The organism is Stenotrophomonas sp. 17(2023) (assembly GCF_030345315.1).
GTDB lineage: Bacteria > Pseudomonadota > Gammaproteobacteria > Xanthomonadales > Xanthomonadaceae > Stenotrophomonas > Stenotrophomonas acidaminiphila.
In genome coordinates this window covers 831326-848128 of the sequence record NZ_CP128405.1, presented here as the reverse complement: position 1 = coordinate 848128, position 16803 = coordinate 831326, and the positions used below count along the sequence as shown (strand labels likewise).

Here is a 16803-nt window from a genome sequence, read left to right as displayed (position 1 = left end):
AAACTCCAGAAGGGCGGCACCATCTACGCAGGGTGATTCCGGGGAATCGATTAAGCGATCCCGCTATACCGGCGGCGACTCCTTGCCAGATCGAGCTTCCATGCCCGTCGCCGGTATGCGCTGACCGCGCCTGCGGTCTTTGACGGCTACCGGGCCGGACGAACCGGCTCGGCGCCTTCAAAATGACGGACGCGGCACAGGGTGCCGCATCCGCTTGAAACGATTACTTCAGGGTCAGCGACGACTGGTCGACGGTGACGCCCGGGCCCATCGTCGAGCTGACCGAAACCTTCTGCAGGTAGGTGCCCTTCGAGGTGGCCGGCTTGGCCTTGATCAGGTCCAGCAGCAGCGCCTGCAGGTTCGACTGCAGCGCGGCGTTGTCGAAGCTGGCCTTGCCGATGGTGCAGTGGATGATGCCGGCCTTGTCGGTGCGGTAACGGACCTGGCCCGACTTGGCGTTCTTCACGGCTTCACCCGGGTTCGGGGAAACGGTGCCGACCTTCGGGTTCGGCATCAGGCCGCGCGGGCCCAGCACGGTGCCCAGCTTGCCGACGACGCGCATGGCGTCCGGGGTCGCGATGACCACGTCGTAGTTCAGGTCGCCGGCCTGCATCTTCTCGGCCAGGTCGTCCATGCCGACGGCTTCGGCGCCGGCGGCCAGGGCTTCGTCAGCCTTGGCACCGGCCGGAGCGAACACGGCGACGCGCACCGACTTGCCGGTACCGGCCGGCAGCACGGTCGAACCGCGCACCTGCTGGTCGGACTTCTTCGCATCCACGCCCAGGCGCACGGCGACGTCGATCGACTCGACGAACTTGGCCTTGGTGGCGGTCTTCAGGATATTGATCGCGTCCTCGAAGGCGTAGCTCTTGCCCGGGACGACGGCGGCCTTGATGGCCTTCTCACGCTTGGTCTGTGCCATCTGATTAACCCTCCACCACCAGGCCCATGGAACGGGCCGAGCCCGCGATCGTACGCACGGCGGCGTCCAGGTCGGCAGCCGTCAGGTCCGGCTCCTTCGCCTTGCAGATTTCTTCAAGCTGCTTGCGGGTGACCTTGCCCACCTTGTCGGTGTTCGGGCGCTTGGAGCCCGAGGTGATGCCCGCCGCCTTCTTGAGCAGCACGGTGGCCGGGGTGCTCTTGGTGATGAAGGTGAAGGTACGGTCCGAATAGGCCGTGATGATCACCGGCACCGGGATACCCGGCTCCAGCTTCTGCGTGGCGGCATTGAACGCCTTGCAGAATTCCATGATGTTCAGGCCGCGCTGACCCAGCGCAGGACCGACCGGCGGCGAGGGGTTGGCCTGACCGGCCTTCACCTGCAGCTTGATGTAACCGACAACTTTCTTTGCCATTTGAGTGCTCTCCGGGTGCTAGCGCCTTGCGACAACAGGCTCCCCATCGGACCGGGAATCACGCGTCCCGGCATCGCGTTTTGAAATCTTGGAATCGCGGCAAAGGCCACCTCGCGGCGGCCTTTGGTTTCAGCCCCTTTCAGGGAGCCGGTAATTCTAGCAGTTTTTGCGCCGCCAACCTGAACAGGCTGGCGGCAGCACGTCAGACCGCCTTCTCGACCTGCCCGAACTCGAGCTCGACCGGGGTGGCGCGACCGAAGATCAGCACCGACACGCGCAGGCGGCTCTTCTCGTAGTTGACTTCCTCGACCACGCCGTTGAAGTCGTTGAACGGGCCATCGATGACGCGGACCATCTGGCCCGGCTCGAACAGCACCTTCGGACGCGGCTTCTCGACGCCTTCCTGGACGCGATCCAGGATGGCAGCGGCTTCGTCGTCACGGATCGGCAGCGGGCGATCGGCGGTGCCGCCGATGAAGCCCAGCACCTTCGGGGTTTCCTTGACCAGGTGCCAGCTCTCGTTGTCGATGCGCGGGATGCCCGCTTCTTCGTGGGTCTCGATCTGGACCAGCACGTAACCCGGGAAGAACTTGCGCTCGGAACGGCGCTTCTGGCCGGAGCGCATCTCCACCACTTCCTCGGTCGGAACCAGGACGTCGCCGAAACGCTCCTCCATGCCCTCGCGGGCGATGCGGTCACGCAGGGCCTGGGCAACCGACTTCTCGAAGCCCGAATAGGCGTGGACGACGTACCAACGTTTCACTGTTATCTCCTCAACGCCCCAGGAACCACTGGGTCAGCTTCTGGATCACGAAATCGAAGCCACCCAGCAGCAGGCTCAGCACGATCACGACCACGATCACCACCCAGGTCATGCGGATGGCTTCCTGGCGGGTCGGCCATACGACCTTGCGCAGCTCGAACCGGGATTCGGAAAGGAATTCGCGGACCTGGTGGCCCTTGGCGGTGAACATGAACAAGGCGCCGCCGGCAGCCAGGCCGACGACAACGGCCAGCGCACGCAGCTGACCCGACCATGCCCCCAGCTGCGCCGCACGCACCGGAGTGGAGAACCAGAACCAGACGAACAAGCCCGCCAGCACCAGCAGGGCGGCGCCAACGTACTTGACCATATCGCCACCGGAGGCGGCGCTCTTGGAATGCTCGATCTTGCTGTTCATCCGACTCTTGCTGCGGGCGCGACCAAGGTCACTGGATAGGTGGCAAGTGGCACGCCAGGAGGGACTCGAACCCCCAACCTGCGGTTTTGGAGACCGCTGCTCTGCCAATTGAGCTACTGGCGTATGACTTGGCTTGTTTCACGTCCCTTAGACGGCGAAGGCGGACCGAGGTTCCCGGCCCGCCATTCGCGTACCAGCGGCAGACTCAACTACCGCCGGGTACTGCAGGCTTACTTGGTGATCTTGGCGACGACGCCGGCACCGACGGTGCGGCCGCCCTCGCGGATCGCGAAGCGCAGGCCTTCGTCCATCGCCACCGGGTTGATCAGCGTGACCGACATCTTCACATTGTCGCCCGGCATCACCATCTCGACGCCTTCCGGCAGCTGCACGGCGCCGGTGATGTCGGTGGTACGGAAGTAGAACTGCGGACGGTAGCCCTTGAAGAACGGGGTGTGACGGCCACCTTCGTCCTTGGACAGCACGTACACCTCGGCTTCGAACTCGGTGTGCGGGGTGATCGAACCCGGCTTGGCCAGCACCTGGCCGCGCTCCACGTCGTCACGCTTGGTGCCGCGCAGCAGCAGGCCCGCGTTGTCGCCCGCCTGGCCCTGGTCCAGCAGCTTGCGGAACATTTCCACGCCGGTCACGGTGGTCTTCTGGGTCGGACGGATGCCGACGATTTCGATTTCGTCACCCACCTTGATGATGCCGCGCTCGATACGGCCGGTCACCACGGTGCCGCGGCCCGAGATCGAGAACACGTCTTCCACCGGCATCAGGAACGGCTTGTCGATGTCGCGCTCCGGGGTCGGGATCCAGCTGTCCAGGGCATCGACCAGCTTCAGGATCGCCGGCACGCCGATGTCGCTCTGGTCGCCTTCCAGCGCCAGGCGGGCCGAACCGTGCACGATCGGGGTGTCATCGCCCGGGAAGTCGTACTTGCTCAGCAGCTCGCGCACTTCCATCTCGACCAGCTCGAGCAGCTCGGCGTCGTCCACCATGTCGGCCTTGTTCAGGAACACGACGATGTACGGCACGCCGACCTGGCGCGACAGCAGGATGTGCTCGCGGGTCTGCGGCATCGGGCCGTCGGCGGCCGAGCACACCAGGATCGCGCCGTCCATCTGCGCCGCACCCGTGATCATGTTCTTCACGTAGTCGGCGTGGCCCGGGCAGTCAACGTGGGCGTAGTGGCGGGTCGCGGATTCATACTCGACGTGCGCGGTCGAGATCGTGATGCCACGCGCCTTCTCTTCCGGCGCGGCGTCGATCGAGGAGTAGTCCTTGAACTCGCCACCGAAACGCTCGGCACCGATCTTGGTCAGCGCGGCGGTCAGCGTGGTCTTGCCATGGTCGACGTGGCCGATGGTGCCGACGTTGACGTGCGGCTTGGTACGCTCGAACTTACCCTTGGACATGGCTGCTTCTTCTCGGTAACTGGTTGGTTATGGCGCTTTGAGCAAGATGGTGCTCACGAAAGGAATCGAACCTTCGACCTCCTCCTTACCAAGGAGGTGCTCTACCGACTGAGCTACGTGAGCGAGTTTTCCATTATGACATGTTTTCAATTTCGTTCAATGGAGCGGGAGACGGGAATCGAACCCGCACCATCAGCTTGGAAGGCTGAGGTTCTACCATTGAACTACTCCCGCACCGGGAAAACAGCCACAACATGAAACTGGTGGAGGGAGGTGGATTCGAACCACCGAAGGCGTAAGCCAGCAGATTTACAGTCTGCCCCCGTTGGCCGCTTGGGTATCCCTCCGCTCCACCCCTTTTTTGATGACCTTGGCCTAACCGGTCAGGGGTGGGAGAGCCCGCTATTCTGGTGATGGCACGCGATGCTGTCAACAGAAATTTTCACATTCCGCGAAATTTTCATTGCCGGCATCGGCACCCGCTCACTCGCCCGGCATCTTCAGCTTTTCGTCGGCGAAAATCGCCACGTGCGGCACGCCGTCGGCGCCGATCCAGCCGCGGTACATGCCCTCGGTGTTGAACGGCGTCGCCGCCTTGCCGTCGGCCGACAGCACGATGGCCCCGCCGTCGCCACCCATCGCCGGCAGGCGCTTGACGATGACCTCGTCGCCGGCCTGCGCCGGGGTCTCGCCGAGGTACTTCATGCGCGAGCAGATCTCATGGGCCGCGGCCAGGCGGATGTAGAACTCGCCCCAGCCGGTACCGGACACCGCGCAGTTGTCGCTGGCATAGGTGCCGGCTCCGATGATCGGGGAATCGCCCACCCGCCCGTAGCGCTTGTTGGTCATGCCGCCGGTGGAGGTGCCCGCCGCCAGCTTGCCCTGCGCATCGAGTGCCACCGCGCCGACGGTACCGAAGTGCTTGGCGGTCTCCAGGTCGGCGTGCGCCTGCCCGGCCGCCTCTTCCTTCAGCGCGCGCTGCAGCTGCTGCCAGCGCTTCTCGGTGCGGAAATACGACGGATCCACCTGCTCGATCTTCTGCTCGGCGGCGAACATCTCCGCCCCCTGCCCGATCATCATCACGTGCGGAGAGTGCTCCATCACCGCCCGTGCCAGCAGGATCGGGTTCTTGATGGTATGCACGCCCGCCACCGCGCCGGCACGCAGCGTGGCGCCATCCATCAGCGAGGCATCGAGCTCGTTCTTGCCGTCATGGGTGAACACCGCGCCACGCCCGGCGTTGAAGGTCGGGTCGTTTTCCAGCACGGTGATCGCAGCGGTCACCGCGTCCATTGCCGGCTTGCCGGCGGCGAGCGCCTCGTGGCCCTTGCGCAGCGCCGCCTCAAGCGCGGCGCGCGCGGCGCGCAGTTCTTCCGGATTGAGGTCCTGGCGCTCCACGCCGGCCCCGCCATGGATCACCAGCAGGGGGGAGGCAGGCGCGGCCACGGCCGCCACGGAAGACAACGACGCCAGGCCCAGCAACACCGCGGAAGTCAGCTTCATGTTTCTTCACTCAGGAAAGGTGCCCGATTCTAGGCACGCCTTCACTGCTCTGAACAGTCGCTGTCGGCACGGACCCACCCGTCGATGCCACGGAAAAGCAGAAAGGGGCCGAAGCCCCTTCCGCACCCACCCGCCAACGCAGCTGCCCGGATCAGTCCGGCTGCAGCTCGAGTTCGCCATCCACCACGTTGGCCACGGCGGTGAACGCCGGATTGTCGACCGTGAAACCGTCCAGGTGCAGGCGGCTGCCCGCACCGACCCCCGTCACCGGGATGGAGCTGAATTCCAGCGATTCGCCGCTGCTCAGGCGGTCGGCGGTGCGGTGCGGCATCACCAGCCACGCATAGCCGTCGTCGAGCGAGTAGACGCGGCCGCGGCCGTCGGCCTCGACGCACAGCGCGGTGTCCTCGTCCACGCCGATGCCGACGATGTCGTCCTGCCCCTTCTCCTGGGCGGCGCGGGCGACGAACACGATCAGCCTGCCCAGGCGCTCGCGCTTGGCGAAATGGGTGTCGGTGACCACGTTGGACAGATAGGGCATGGTCAGGAAGTCCTGGTCCATCGTGACCTTGCTGCCCATCGGGTCGCTCAGCGCGGCCGCCGAATTGACGCTGCCGCCGTCCAGCGCACCGTAGCTGTAGCCTCCCAGGATCGCCAGGCCGGCACTGGTGCCGCCGATCGGCTTGCCCGCGGCGACGTGTTCGTTGAGGGCCTGGTTGAGTTCGGTGCCCTTCCAGAAGCGGATGTAGCGGGACTGGTCGCCACCGGCGATGAAAATGGCATCGGCGCCGCGCACCACCCGCAGCACGGCCGGGTCATCGGCGGCCTTGCGGCTGTCGAACACCAGGGTCTGCACCGAGGTGACGCCGCCGATGTCGTAGTACAGCTCGTTCTGCAGGTTGTCGTCGCCGGAGGCGCGCAGGATCACCACGCGGCCGTTGCCTGCGCGCTCGACCCACCACTGGAAGGCTTCGGGAACCCAGTCACCGCCCCCCATCAGCATCATCGCCGCCTGGGTCTGGCCCGGGCGCGCGGCATCCAGGTCGCCCACTTCGTAATAGCGGTAGCCCGGATCGGACAGCCCCCTGCTCCCCGCGGCAACCGCACCGCCCGCCACGCCAAGCGCCGCCAGCACCAGGGCCAACCGCCCGAATCGGGACACCATCCGCCTCATACCGCCCTCCGGGACATCGTGTAATCGCTTCCATAGCGTAATGCCAGACTTTCCGGCAGTGGTCAAGCGTGTAAAAAAGGTGTTAGATGATCACGCCCCATTCACGTTTGCCCGGGGCTCCCGGCGCTTGCGCGGGCCGGCCAGACACTTTCCGGAACACTTTCAGCAGAGACCTGATTCATGCGCAAACACGCAATGGTGTGTTCGATCCAGTTGGCCCTGCTTGGCATGGCCGCCTCCGCAACGGCCTTGGCCCAGAGCACCGACAACGATCAAACCAAGCAACTGGATACCGTGCAGGTCACCGGTTCGCGCATCCCGCGCGCGCAGGTGGAAGGCCCCGCGCCGGTCACCGTGGTGACCGCCGAGCAGATCCAATCGGCCGGTTTCACCTCGGTCCCCGACGTCCTGCGCTCGCTCAGCCAGAACAGCGGCACCGTGCAGGGCCAGCAGAACACCACCGGCGCGCAGTCGACTCCCGGCGCACAGGCGGTCGACCTGCGCGGCCTGGGCCCCAACCACACCCTGGTGCTGATCAACGGCCGCCGCATCGCCGATTTCCCGCTGCCGCTCAACGGCAGGAGCAACTTCACCGACGTCGGCAACATCCCGCTGGGCATGATCGACCGCATCGAAGTCCTGACCGGCAGCGCATCGGCGGTCTACGGCTCGGACGCGATGGCCGGCGTGATCAACTTCATCCTCAAGAAGTCCACCGACGGCACCACCATCGACTACCGCTACGGCGACACCAGCCGCGGCGGTGGCGAATCGCACGACCTGACCCTGACGACCGGCTTCGAGCAGGGCAACTTCAGTGGCATCGTCGGCATGGAGCTGCTCAACAAGCGCCCGCTGTGGGGCACCCAGCGCAACGTGCAGGATTCCACCCTCGACGCCCCGACCGAACGCCGCCGCCTGCCGCGCCTGATCGCCCAGATCACCAACTGGGAAGACGACGTCAACATCGCGCCCGCCGATGGCTGCAAGGCGCTTTCGGGCCTGAACGACGGCACCACCCACCTGGCCGAGGACCGCTTCGGCGAGCCCTACTGCGGCAGTGAGCGCGCCATCGCGTACCGCACCATCCAGAACGAGCGCAAGGGCATCAACGCCTACGGCTCGTTCGAATACCGCTTCAACGACGAACTGTCCTGGTTCGCCGACATGCAGATGGGCCACCAGACGGTGCGCCTGCTGACCGGCAGCAACGGCAACGACGTCGTCAGCGACGTCATGGGCTGGGAATTCCACGACCCGGCGTCGACCAACAACTACCGCAACAAGGTGTTCTACAACGCCGCCACCGACAGCCGCGAGATCTGGTCGCGGCAGTTCTCGCCGGAAGAGATCGGCGGGCTGCGCAACCGCATGAACACCACCACCCAGAAGACGCTGGCGGTGACCACCGGCCTCAAGGGCATCTTCGCCGACGCGTGGAACTGGGAAGCGGCCTGGAACCACTCGCAGTACAAGGCCGACGTGGAGATGCCGCGGATCAACGCCGACGCCGCCAACCGCTTCTTCCTGGGCGAGCGGCTGGGCTACACCGACAGCGGCTACGCGATCTACAACCCGGATCCGACGCGCCTGTTCACCCCGCTGACGCCGGCCGAGTTCGCCTCCATCGCGGCCATGTCCACGTTCCGCCCGGTGGCCAAGAACGACAACGTCAGCTTCACCACCGACAACACCGCGCTGTTCTCGCTGCCGGCCGGCGACGTTGGCTTTGCCGGTGCGATCGAGTACGGCCGCCAGTCCTACCGCATCAACCCCGATCCGCTGGCCCTGACCGAGGATGCCTACACCGGTCCGCGCTACGGCGACGGCAGCGGCAGCCGCAACCATTGGAGCGCCGCGGGCGAACTGCGCATCCCGGTGCTGTCCACGCTGCAGGCCAGCCTGGCCGGCCGCTACGACCGCTACAGCTACGGCGGCAAGCACCCGGGCAAGTTCACCTACAGCGCGGGCCTGGAATGGCGCCCGCTCGACACCCTGCTGGTGCGCAGCTCCTATGGCACCGGCTTCCGCGCGCCGGACATGCACTACCTGTTCGCCGGCGACGACTACTACCGCACCCGCTACGCCACCGACTACTACCAGTGCCGCAGCGAGGAGCCGGGCTTCAGCGACGGTGACTGCTACGACGACGGCAGCTGGGACGTAAGCACCTTCGACGTCTACAAGGGCAACATCGAGCTGGGCGTGGAAACCAGCAAGTCGTTCTCGGCCGGCTTCGTCTGGTCGCCGCTGGACGGCCTCGACCTGGCGGTGGACTACTACCAGATCAAGGTCATGAACCAGGTCCAGGTGCAGGACCGCGAGCGCCTGCGCATCACCGAAGCCAACTGCCGCCTCGGCAAGACCGACACCGGCGTGGCCGTGGACGTCAACTCGCCGACCTGCCAGGACGCGCTTGCCCGCGTGATCCGCGATGCCGATGGCGACATCAGCAGCGTGCGCTTCGCGCCGATCAACATCGCCAAGGAGGAAACCTCCGGCATCGACGTCGCCGCCAGCTACCGGCTGCAGACCCGGGCCGGCGATTTCCGCGTCAACGGCAACTACACCTGGGTTAAGGACCACACCTTCCAGCGCTACCCGGGCGACGCGTCCGAGGACATGCTGCACTACAAGACCTTCAGCCCCGCGCTGCCGCGGGCCAAGGCGAACGTGGGCGTGAACTGGGACAAGGGGGCGTGGGGCGCCAGCCTGTTCGGCAACTATCTCGGCCGCGTCCCGAACTACGACGACGACGCCTGGACCCAGGCCACCTGGCGCTTCAACGCCGGTGCGCGCTACGACATCAGCGACCATCTGCGGGTGTCGCTGTCGGTCAACAACCTGTTCGACAAGATGCCGCCGAAGGACCCGACCTGGGCCAACTACCCGTACTACGACACCGCCTGGTTCGACAGCATGGGACGCAGCTACTTCGTGCAGGTCACCTGGAAGCTGGGCGGCAAGCCGCTGTAATACGCCCTCTTCCACGCAACAACGACAAGGCCCGCATCGCGGGCCTTGTCGTTTTCTGCGCCGGGACAACCGGCTCCGTCGATGCCGCCCTGGCCCTGCCGGGTTCTCCACAGCGCATGTGCGGAAGGCAGGGAAAAGCCTGTGGAAAACCCCGGCGCGCAGCGGCGCTGAAGGGGCGGCGCGCACTCTGGCGTATTTTTGTCCAGGGCGGCAGGCGCCGTGGCAACGCCCACCGCCGGCCGCATATGCGAAAGCCCCGCATTGCGGGGCCTTCGTGCTCCGGGTGATGCGCCGCGGATCAGACGTTGAAGCGGAAGTGCAGGACGTCGCCTTCCTTGACGATGTAGTCCTTGCCTTCCAGGCGCAGCCGGCCGGCTTCCTTGGCGCCCTGCTCGCCCTTGAGGTTGATGAAGTCGTCGTAGCCGATGGTCTCGGCACGGATGAAGCCGCGCTCGAAATCGGTATGGATCACGCCCGCGGCCTGCGGCGCGGTGGAACCGGCGCGCAGCTGCCAGGCGCGGACTTCCTTCACGCCCGCGGTGAAATAGGTCTGCAGGCCCAACAGCCTGTAGCCGGCGCGGATGACCCGGTTCAGGCCGGGCTCTTCCAGCCCCAGGTCCTTGAGGAACTCGTCGCGGTCGGCATCATCCAGCTGCGCCAGTTCTTCCTCGATCGCCGCGCACACCGGGACCACCTCGGCACCTTCGGCCTCGGCGCGGGCACGCACCGCATCCAGGTGCGGGTTGTTCTCGAAGCCGTCCTCGGCGACGTTGGCGATGTACATCAGCGGCTTGAGCGTGATCAGGAACATGTCGCGGACCAGCGCCTTCTCTTCCGCATCGAGCCCGGCCGAGCGCGCCGAGCAGCCCTGGTCGAGCACCGCGGCGAGCTTCTCGAGCACCGGCTTGCGCGCCAGCGCGTCCTTGTCGTTGGCCTTGGCCGCGCGGTTGGCGCGATCCAGCGCCTTCAGCACCGACTCCAGGTCGGCCAGCGCCAGCTCGGTATCGATGGTTTCGATGTCGGCGATCGGGTCGACCTTGTTGGCGACATGGATGACGTTGCCGTCCTCGAAGCAGCGCACGACATGGGCGATGGCGTCGGTCTCGCGGATGTGCGCCAGGAACTTGTTGCCCAGGCCCTCGCCCTTGGACGCACCGGCGACCAGGCCGGCGATGTCCACGAACTCCATGGTGGTCGGTATCACCCGCTCCGGCTTGACGATGGCCGCCAGCGCCTCGAGCCGCGGATCCGGCACCGGCACGATGCCGGTGTTCGGCTCGATCGTGCAGAACGGGAAATTGGCCGCGGCGATGCCCGCCTTGGTCAGCGCATTGAACAGGGTCGACTTGCCGACGTTGGGCAGGCCGACGATGCCGCATTTGATACCCATGCAACAAACTCCAGGATTCGGGATTCCGGCCTGCGCTCTCCACGGACACCGTCGTCCGCGAAAGCGCAGGCCGCAATCACGGCTTGCCGGTGTGCAGGCGCTTCATCGCCTCGTTGAAGTCGCCGGCGACCGCCAGCGGCAGCACGTCGATGGCGTCGTCGATGGCACGCGCGATCAGTACGTCGTCGTCCCTGGACGGACGACCCAGCACCCACGGCACCACGCGGTCCTTGTGGCCGGGATGGCCGATGCCGATGCGCAGGCGGTGGAACCTGCCATGCCCGAGCAGGCGGATGGTGTCGCGCAGGCCATTCTGGCCACCGTGGCCGCCATCGAACTTCAGGCGCGCCGTGCCCGGCGGCAGGTCCAGCTCGTCGTGCGCGAGCAGGGTCTGTTCCGGTTCGATTTTCCAGAACCGCTGCGCGGCGGTCACCGACTTACCGGACAGGTTCATGAAGGTGGCGGGCTTGAGCAGCCATACCGGCTGGCCGCCGATGTCGACCCTGGCCACTTCGCCGAACAGCTTGGCATCGAGCGCCCAGCGCGCGCCCGCCCGTTCGGCCAGGGCCTCAACGAAATGAAACCCGGCGTTGTGCCGGGTCCGGGCGTGTTCGGTTCCGGGATTGCCCAGACCGACGATCAAGCGCAAGCCAGTCATGCGTCCACCGTTGGCTGCGTCCGCCCGTTGCGGGCGGACGCAACCGGCCGATTACTCGGCGGCTTCCTCGGCAGCGCTCGGCGCCTTGGCGATGACCACGGCATCGTCGTGGTCCTTGCCCAGCTTCAGCGCCGGGATTTCCACGCCCGCCGGCAGCTTCAGCTGCGACAGGTAGATGATGTCGCCGGCGGTCAGGCTGGCCAGGTCGACTTCGATCGACTGCGGCAGGTCCTTCGGCAGGCAGGCGATGTGCACTTCCTTCAGTTCGTGGGTGACCAGCACGTCGGCGGTCTTGCCGGCCGGGGAGGTCTCCTCGTTGATGAAGTGCAGCGGCACGGTGGCGTTGAGGACTTCGTTCTCGTTCACGCGCTGGAAGTCCAGGTGCATGACCAGCTGCTTGTACGGGTGGCGCTGCATGTCGCGCAGCAGCACCTTGTAGATGCTGCCATCGAGGTTCAGGTCGATGATCGAGGAGTAGAACCACTCGTTCTGCTGGGCCAGCCAGATTTCGTTGTGGTTGAACTCGACCATCGCCGGCTCGCGGTCACCGCCATAGACGATGCCCGGCACCAGGCCGGCGTGACGCAGGCGGCGGCTCGCACCCTTGCCCTGCACGTCGCGACGGGCGACTTTGATTTCGTGGGACTTTGCCATTGTTGACTACTCTTGGTTGTTGCACCGCATGCGGTGCGTGATGAAGGCATCCCCGCGACCAGGGATGCCGCTGCCGGTCCCGGCACGGCGCCGGGAACCGGGATTCTTCAATCCACGTACATCGAGCTGACCGATTCGCCGAAGGCGATGCGGCGCATCGTCTCGGCCAGCATCTCGGCCACGCTGATCTGGCGGATCTTGGTGCAGACACGGGCCACGTCGGACAACGGGATGGTGTCGGTCACCACCAGCTCGTCGAGCTGGGAGTTGTTCAGGTTGTCCACCGCCGGGCCCGAGAGCACGGCGTGGGTGCAGTACGCGGCGACCTTGACCGCACCGCGCGCCTTCAGCGCAGCGGCGGCGGCGCACAGGGTGCCGGCGGTGTCGACGATGTCGTCGACCATCACGCAGGTCTTGCCCTCGACGTCACCGATGATGTTCATCACCGTGGCGACGTTGGCGCGCGGCCGGCGCTTGTCGATGATCGCCAGGTCGGCGTCGTCCAGGCGCTTGGCCACCGCACGGGCGCGCACCACGCCGCCCACGTCCGGGCTGACCACGATCAGGTTGTCGGTGCCGTAGGCGCGCCAGATGTCGGCCAGCAGCAGCGGCGAGGCGTACACGTTGTCCACGGGCATGTCGAAGAAGCCCTGGATCTGGTCGGCGTGCAGGTCGACCGTGAGGATCTGGTCGGTATGCACGGCCGAGAACATCTTGGCGGCGACCTTGGCGGTGATCGGCACGCGCGAGGAGCGCATGCGGCGATCCTGGCGGGCGTAGCCGAAGTACGGCACCACCGCGGTGACGGAGGCGGCGCTCGCGCGCTTGAGCGCGTCGATGATCACCAGCAGCTCCATCAGGTTCTCCGCGCTCGGCGCGCAGGTCGGCTGCACCACGAACACGTCCTGCTTGCGCACGTTCTCCTGGATCTCGACCTGCACTTCACCGTCGGAGAACTTGGAGACCAGGGCCTTGCCCGGCTGCACGCCCAGTTCCTTGCAGATGCTCTGCGCAAGGGGTTTGTTGGCATTGCCGGAAAAAACCAGCAGGTTCTGGGCGTCTTGCATGTGGGCTTTCTCGGGCGGCGGCGAAAGAGCGGAGCGGGGAAACATCCTGTGACGACAGCGTCCGGCATCCGCGGCCAGCGCTTTGCTTTCCCGCACTGGAACATGCGGGCTGCCACGGGAAAACCCGGGCAGTGGCAGGGGCGGTAGGATTCGAACCTACGAATGCCAGGATCAAAACCTGGTGCCTTGGGCCTCTTGGCGACGCCCCTGCATCAATCCTTCACTGCTTTGCTTCCAGTGCATCGAGCAATGGCGAGCGCGCTGCGCCCGCAACCACCCATGCCCGCAGCTGGCCCGGCAATTCCGCCATGGCGTGCTCGGCGGCAGCGCGCGTGGCGAATTCGACGAAACAACCGCTTCCCGACCCCGTGAGCCGTGCCCGGCCGACGCGCGAAAGCGCCTGGAACACCGCTTCGACGGCGGGTTCCCGGCATCGCAGCACCGGCTCGAACGCATTCCCGAGGACGGTCCCGGAAGCGAAGTCCGCTATTTTCGCGGGCGCGGCATCCCGCGTCAAATCCGGTGAACGGAACAGGTCGGCGGTGGGCACGTGCACGCCCGGATCGACCAGCAGATACCAGGCCGGCGGCAGGTCCAGTGGCTGCAGCAGTTCGCCGACGCCTTCGGCCCAGGCATTGCGCCCACGCACGAACACCGGCACGTCCGCGCCCAGGCCCAGGCCCAGCGCCGCCATCGCCTCCTCGCCCAGGCCGGTGCCCCACAGCGCGTTGAGCGCGACCAGCACGGTCGCCGCGTCGGACGAGCCACCGCCGAAGCCGCCACCGGCCGGGATACGCTTTTCGACGCTGATATCCACACCTTGCGCGCAATTGGTCGCACTTTTAAGGGAAATTGCAGCACGCACCACCAGATCATCGGCCTCGGCAACGCCGGGAACGGAGTGTCCCTCGCGGCGGACCTGGCCGTCGCCGCGCAGGCGCAGGCCGATGCGATCGCCCCAGTCCAGCAGGCGGAACACGGTCTGCAGTTCGTGGTAGCCATCCGGCCGCCGGCCGGTGATCCGCAGGAACAGGTTCAGCTTGGCCGGCGCCGGCCAGTACGACCAGCCGGCCGCGTCCACGACGGTGTTCATTGCCCGCCCATGCTCCATTCATCGACGATCAGCCGCACCTTGGCGTCGCCGTTGACCGCCTCGATGCGACGCGGCAGGGCCGGCCGCTGGGCGTCCTGCGGGTACCAGTCCAGATAATCGATCCGCCAGCCGTCCTGCTCCAGGACCCGCGGCAGCCCGGCGATGTCGTAGCCCTGGTAGGCCGGCGCGACCGCGTCCGCGGCGCGCATGCCACGCACCCAGGCGGCCAGCTGCGCCACCGGAATGTCCCAGCCGGTGGCCTGCAGCAGCAGCTCCGCGGCATCGGCGCCGCTGCGCGGACCACCCTCCAGCCCGTCAAGCCGCACCACCTGCCCGGCACCGCCGCTCAACTGCCAGCTCTGCCGCGTCACCGGCGCGGCCAGGCTGACCTGGTAGGCATCGCCGCGCTGCTGCCAGTCGATGCGCCCATTGCCGCCGTTACGCCCCTTGCTGATCGCGACCCGACCCTGGAACGACCATGCCGGCACGGTATCGAGCACGGCCAGCCGCGCCGTTTCGACGGCCGGCTCGGCGGTCGAATGCACCGGCGTGGACGGCGACGCCTGCCGCGTCGCCAGGGATCCGCACCCCGCCAGCACACCGGCCAGCAACAGCACCGCCATGCACCGCCACAGCATTTCCGTCATACGCCAAGCGCCTCGATCGCACGCTGCAGCGCGCGGTTGTCCGGTTCCAGTTTGCGCGCCTCGTCGAAGAAGCGGCGCGCCTCGTCCTTCTGGCCGAGCATCCACAGCACCTCGCCGACATGCGCGGCGATCTCCGGGTCCTTGTTCAGGCTCCACGCCCGCCGCAGTTGCACCAGCGCCTCCCGGGTGCGCCCCAGCCGGTACAGGACCCAGCCATAACTGTCGACGATGGCCGCGTTGTCAGGCTCGGCCACGCGCGCGCGGTCGATCAGCTCCAGCGCCTCCTGGTAGCGGGTGGTACGGTCGGCCAGGGTGTAGCCCAGCGCATTGAGCGCGGCCACGTTCTCCGGCTCGGCCACCAGGATCTTGCGCAGGTCGGCCTCGGCGCGCGGGATGTCGTCGCGCCGCTCCCAGGCCAGCGCACGCGCATACAACAGTGCGCCGTCGTCCGGATAGGCCGCCAGGCCGCGGGTGAGGATGCCGACCTCGGCATCGTTGCGCGCGTCGCGCTGCTGCAGCTCGGCTTCCAGCAGATAGGCATCGCGGCGCACGTCGTCGTCCACCGAGGCATCGGCCTGGATCGCATGGACCTCCTCGGCCGCCTGCGCCTTTTCACCCAGTTCGTGCAGCGCGTTGACCGCGCGCAGCCGCGCCTCGCTGCGCTGCGGGCCGCCGGGTACGCCGTGGTACCAGTCCACCGCTTCGCGGTAGCGCTTGAGGTATTCGGCGATCCGGCCCAGCAGCAGGCGCTGGTCCGGATCGGGCTTGCCGGCCCGGGCCGAGATGTCCTGGTACAGCGCCAGCAGCCCGGCGTCGTCCTTCTGCTTGGCCAGCAGCGAGGCGCGCATGCCCCAGGTCTGCACGTCCTGGGTGCCGACCGCGAGCATGCGTTCGGCCGCACCGGGCTCACCGAACGCGTCGTAGGCGAAGGCCAGCGCGTTGCGCAGTTCCTCGTCGCCGGCAGCCCTGGGCTCGATGCCCTTCAACAGGGCCAGCGCCTCGTCCTTCCTGCCGGCCTGGTTGAGCTGCGAGGCATGCAGCAGGGCCACCCGCGGTTCGTCGGGGAAGCGCCTGACCACCTCGCCGACCATGCGCCGCGCCAGCTCAGGGCGCTCCATCCGCAACGCCAGGCGGCCGAACTCCTGCCAGGCCTCCAGGTCGTTGGGGATCGCGTTGGCGTCGACCAGTTCGTCCAGCACCTTCGCCGGCACCGCCGGATCGCGGCCGCCGGTGGCCAGCGCCAGTACCGCGTAGCGCCAGGCCTGCGGCTCGCGCGAACGCAATACCGCCAGCAGTTCCCTGCGGGCCAGCCGGGCATCCCCCTGGCGCAGCGCCAGCGAGGCGCGGGTGCCGCGCACCGCCAGCGAGCCGGGGGCACGCTGCGCCCACAGCGCCAGCGCCTCGGCGGCGCGGGCCTCGTCGTCGGCGAGCATGGCGATGCGGGTGGCGCGCTCGGCCAGGCCGACGTCGCCGGCGTCTTCACGCGCGGCCTGCAGGTACCAGCGCGCCGCGTCGGCCAGCTTGCCCGCCTGCAGGGAAAACTCCCCCGCCAGCACCGGCGTCAGCGACGCGGCCTGGCCGGTGTCCGCCGGCGGCGGGGCCGCCAGCAGGGGGGCCGACGACAGGAGCAGCAGCGCAACGCTGCCTATACGGGTGAGCCGGGTTGGTCTGGAAATGGGCATCT

The 16803-nt window shown here is 67.1% G+C and carries 15 protein-coding genes and 5 tRNA genes; 1 reads left to right on the top strand and 19 read right to left on the bottom strand.

Going from position 1 to position 16803, the window contains the following annotated elements:
* Nucleotides 1-223 precede the first annotated feature (223 nt).
* The 11 genes from rplA to QQA12_RS03635 form a co-directional block, all read right to left on the bottom strand.
* Nucleotides 224-922 carry a 50S ribosomal protein L1 gene (gene rplA / locus QQA12_RS03685; protein WP_054663283.1) on the bottom strand — a complete coding sequence of 233 codons (699 nt, stop codon included), beginning with the start codon at nt 920-922 and terminating at the stop codon, nt 224-226.
* 4 nt (nt 923-926) lie between these two features.
* The gene (rplK, locus tag QQA12_RS03680; protein ID WP_054663281.1) at nt 927-1355 is read right to left on the bottom strand and encodes a 50S ribosomal protein L11; all 429 of its coding nucleotides are present in this window, start codon (nt 1353-1355) and stop codon (nt 927-929) included.
* Nucleotides 1356-1557: 202 nt separating this feature from the next.
* Entirely contained in the window at nt 1558-2118 is a 561-nt protein-coding gene (gene nusG, locus QQA12_RS03675) for a transcription termination/antitermination protein NusG (RefSeq protein WP_056931950.1), read from the bottom strand.
* Nucleotides 2119-2128: 10 nt separating this feature from the next.
* Nucleotides 2129-2536, bottom strand: a complete 408-nt coding sequence (secE, locus tag QQA12_RS03670) for a preprotein translocase subunit SecE (RefSeq protein WP_054663276.1) — start codon at nt 2534-2536, stop codon at nt 2129-2131.
* Between the two features lie 47 nt (nt 2537-2583).
* A tRNA-Trp gene (locus QQA12_RS03665) sits at nt 2584-2659 on the bottom strand.
* Nucleotides 2660-2766: 107 nt separating this feature from the next.
* The gene (gene tuf / locus QQA12_RS03660; RefSeq protein ID WP_056931948.1) at nt 2767-3957 is read right to left on the bottom strand and encodes an elongation factor Tu; all 1191 of its coding nucleotides are present in this window, start codon (nt 3955-3957) and stop codon (nt 2767-2769) included.
* Between the two features lie 47 nt (nt 3958-4004).
* Nucleotides 4005-4080: transfer RNA gene (locus QQA12_RS03655), tRNA-Thr, on the bottom strand.
* Between the two features lie 37 nt (nt 4081-4117).
* Nucleotides 4118-4191, bottom strand: a tRNA-Gly gene (locus QQA12_RS03650).
* Nucleotides 4192-4218: 27 nt separating this feature from the next.
* Nucleotides 4219-4304: transfer RNA gene (locus QQA12_RS03645), tRNA-Tyr, on the bottom strand.
* Nucleotides 4305-4440: 136 nt separating this feature from the next.
* Nucleotides 4441-5460, bottom strand: a complete 1020-nt coding sequence (locus tag QQA12_RS03640; protein WP_056931951.1) for an isoaspartyl peptidase/L-asparaginase — start codon at nt 5458-5460, stop codon at nt 4441-4443.
* A 151-nt stretch (nt 5461-5611) separates the two neighbouring features.
* On the bottom strand, nt 5612-6625 hold the full coding sequence (locus QQA12_RS03635) for a cyanophycinase (RefSeq protein WP_226050620.1): 1014 nt from the start codon (nt 6623-6625) through the stop codon (nt 5612-5614).
* Nucleotides 6626-6814: 189 nt separating this feature from the next.
* Here QQA12_RS03635 and QQA12_RS03630 point away from each other — a divergent pair, with 189 nt between their 5' ends.
* On the top strand, nt 6815-9610 hold the full coding sequence (locus tag QQA12_RS03630) for a TonB-dependent receptor (RefSeq protein WP_226050621.1): 2796 nt from the start codon (nt 6815-6817) through the stop codon (nt 9608-9610).
* A gap of 298 nt (nt 9611-9908) precedes the next feature.
* Here the strand turns inward: QQA12_RS03630 and ychF are convergent, their stop codons facing one another.
* The 8 genes from ychF to QQA12_RS03590 all read right to left on the bottom strand — a co-directional run bounded on the left by ychF (nt 9909) and on the right by QQA12_RS03590 (nt 16801).
* Nucleotides 9909-11000: a redox-regulated ATPase YchF gene (ychF, locus tag QQA12_RS03625; protein ID WP_226050622.1), complete on the bottom strand. Its 1092-nt coding sequence runs from the start codon at nt 10998-11000 to the stop codon at nt 9909-9911.
* A gap of 76 nt (nt 11001-11076) precedes the next feature.
* Nucleotides 11077-11658, bottom strand: coding sequence for an aminoacyl-tRNA hydrolase (gene pth / locus QQA12_RS03620; protein ID WP_054663259.1), 582 nt, complete (start codon nt 11656-11658; stop codon nt 11077-11079).
* A 51-nt stretch (nt 11659-11709) separates the two neighbouring features.
* Nucleotides 11710-12312, bottom strand: coding sequence for a 50S ribosomal protein L25/general stress protein Ctc (locus QQA12_RS03615; protein WP_054663257.1), 603 nt, complete (start codon nt 12310-12312; stop codon nt 11710-11712).
* A gap of 107 nt (nt 12313-12419) precedes the next feature.
* Nucleotides 12420-13379 (bottom strand): ribose-phosphate diphosphokinase, encoded by a 960-nt coding sequence (locus QQA12_RS03610; protein ID WP_056931954.1) that lies wholly within the window; start codon nt 13377-13379, stop codon nt 12420-12422.
* 132 nt (nt 13380-13511) lie between these two features.
* Nucleotides 13512-13588 (bottom strand) — tRNA-Gln (locus QQA12_RS03605).
* 11 nt (nt 13589-13599) lie between these two features.
* Nucleotides 13600-14472 carry a 4-(cytidine 5'-diphospho)-2-C-methyl-D-erythritol kinase gene (gene ispE / locus QQA12_RS03600; RefSeq protein WP_056931955.1) on the bottom strand — a complete coding sequence of 291 codons (873 nt, stop codon included), beginning with the start codon at nt 14470-14472 and terminating at the stop codon, nt 13600-13602.
* The gene (gene lolB, locus QQA12_RS03595; protein WP_226050623.1) at nt 14469-15119 is read right to left on the bottom strand and encodes a lipoprotein insertase outer membrane protein LolB; all 651 of its coding nucleotides are present in this window, start codon (nt 15117-15119) and stop codon (nt 14469-14471) included. Before lolB ends, ispE begins: the two co-directional genes overlap by 4 nt.
* Nucleotides 15116-16801, bottom strand: coding sequence for a tetratricopeptide repeat protein (locus tag QQA12_RS03590; protein ID WP_226050624.1), 1686 nt, complete (start codon nt 16799-16801; stop codon nt 15116-15118). Before QQA12_RS03590 ends, lolB begins: the two co-directional genes overlap by 4 nt.
* Between the last annotated feature and the right edge of the window lie 2 nt (nt 16802-16803).

What these genes read in the sequence shown, in the direction of transcription:
- rplA (WP_054663283.1), bottom strand. Translation starts at nt 922, where the DNA reads ATGGCACAGACCAAGCGTGAGAAGGCCATCAAGGCCGCCGTCGTCCCG.
- rplK (WP_054663281.1), bottom strand. Translation starts at nt 1,355, where the DNA reads ATGGCAAAGAAAGTTGTCGGTTACATCAAGCTGCAGGTGAAGGCCGGT.
- secE (WP_054663276.1), bottom strand. Translation starts at nt 2,536, where the DNA reads ATGAACAGCAAGATCGAGCATTCCAAGAGCGCCGCCTCCGGTGGCGAT.
- tuf (WP_056931948.1), bottom strand. Translation starts at nt 3,957, where the DNA reads ATGTCCAAGGGTAAGTTCGAGCGTACCAAGCCGCACGTCAACGTCGGC.
- QQA12_RS03640 (WP_056931951.1), bottom strand. Translation starts at nt 5,460, where the DNA reads ATGAAGCTGACTTCCGCGGTGTTGCTGGGCCTGGCGTCGTTGTCTTCC.
- QQA12_RS03635 (WP_226050620.1), bottom strand. Translation starts at nt 6,625, where the DNA reads ATGGTGTCCCGATTCGGGCGGTTGGCCCTGGTGCTGGCGGCGCTTGGC.
- QQA12_RS03630 (WP_226050621.1), top strand. Translation starts at nt 6,815, where the DNA reads ATGCGCAAACACGCAATGGTGTGTTCGATCCAGTTGGCCCTGCTTGGC.
- ychF (WP_226050622.1), bottom strand. Translation starts at nt 11,000, where the DNA reads ATGGGTATCAAATGCGGCATCGTCGGCCTGCCCAACGTCGGCAAGTCG.
- pth (WP_054663259.1), bottom strand. Translation starts at nt 11,658, where the DNA reads ATGACTGGCTTGCGCTTGATCGTCGGTCTGGGCAATCCCGGAACCGAA.
- QQA12_RS03615 (WP_054663257.1), bottom strand. Translation starts at nt 12,312, where the DNA reads ATGGCAAAGTCCCACGAAATCAAAGTCGCCCGTCGCGACGTGCAGGGC.
- QQA12_RS03610 (WP_056931954.1), bottom strand. Translation starts at nt 13,379, where the DNA reads ATGCAAGACGCCCAGAACCTGCTGGTTTTTTCCGGCAATGCCAACAAA.
- ispE (WP_056931955.1), bottom strand. Translation starts at nt 14,472, where the DNA reads ATGAACACCGTCGTGGACGCGGCCGGCTGGTCGTACTGGCCGGCGCCG.
- lolB (WP_226050623.1), bottom strand. Translation starts at nt 15,119, where the DNA reads ATGACGGAAATGCTGTGGCGGTGCATGGCGGTGCTGTTGCTGGCCGGT.
- QQA12_RS03590 (WP_226050624.1), bottom strand. Translation starts at nt 16,801, where the DNA reads ATGCCCATTTCCAGACCAACCCGGCTCACCCGTATAGGCAGCGTTGCG.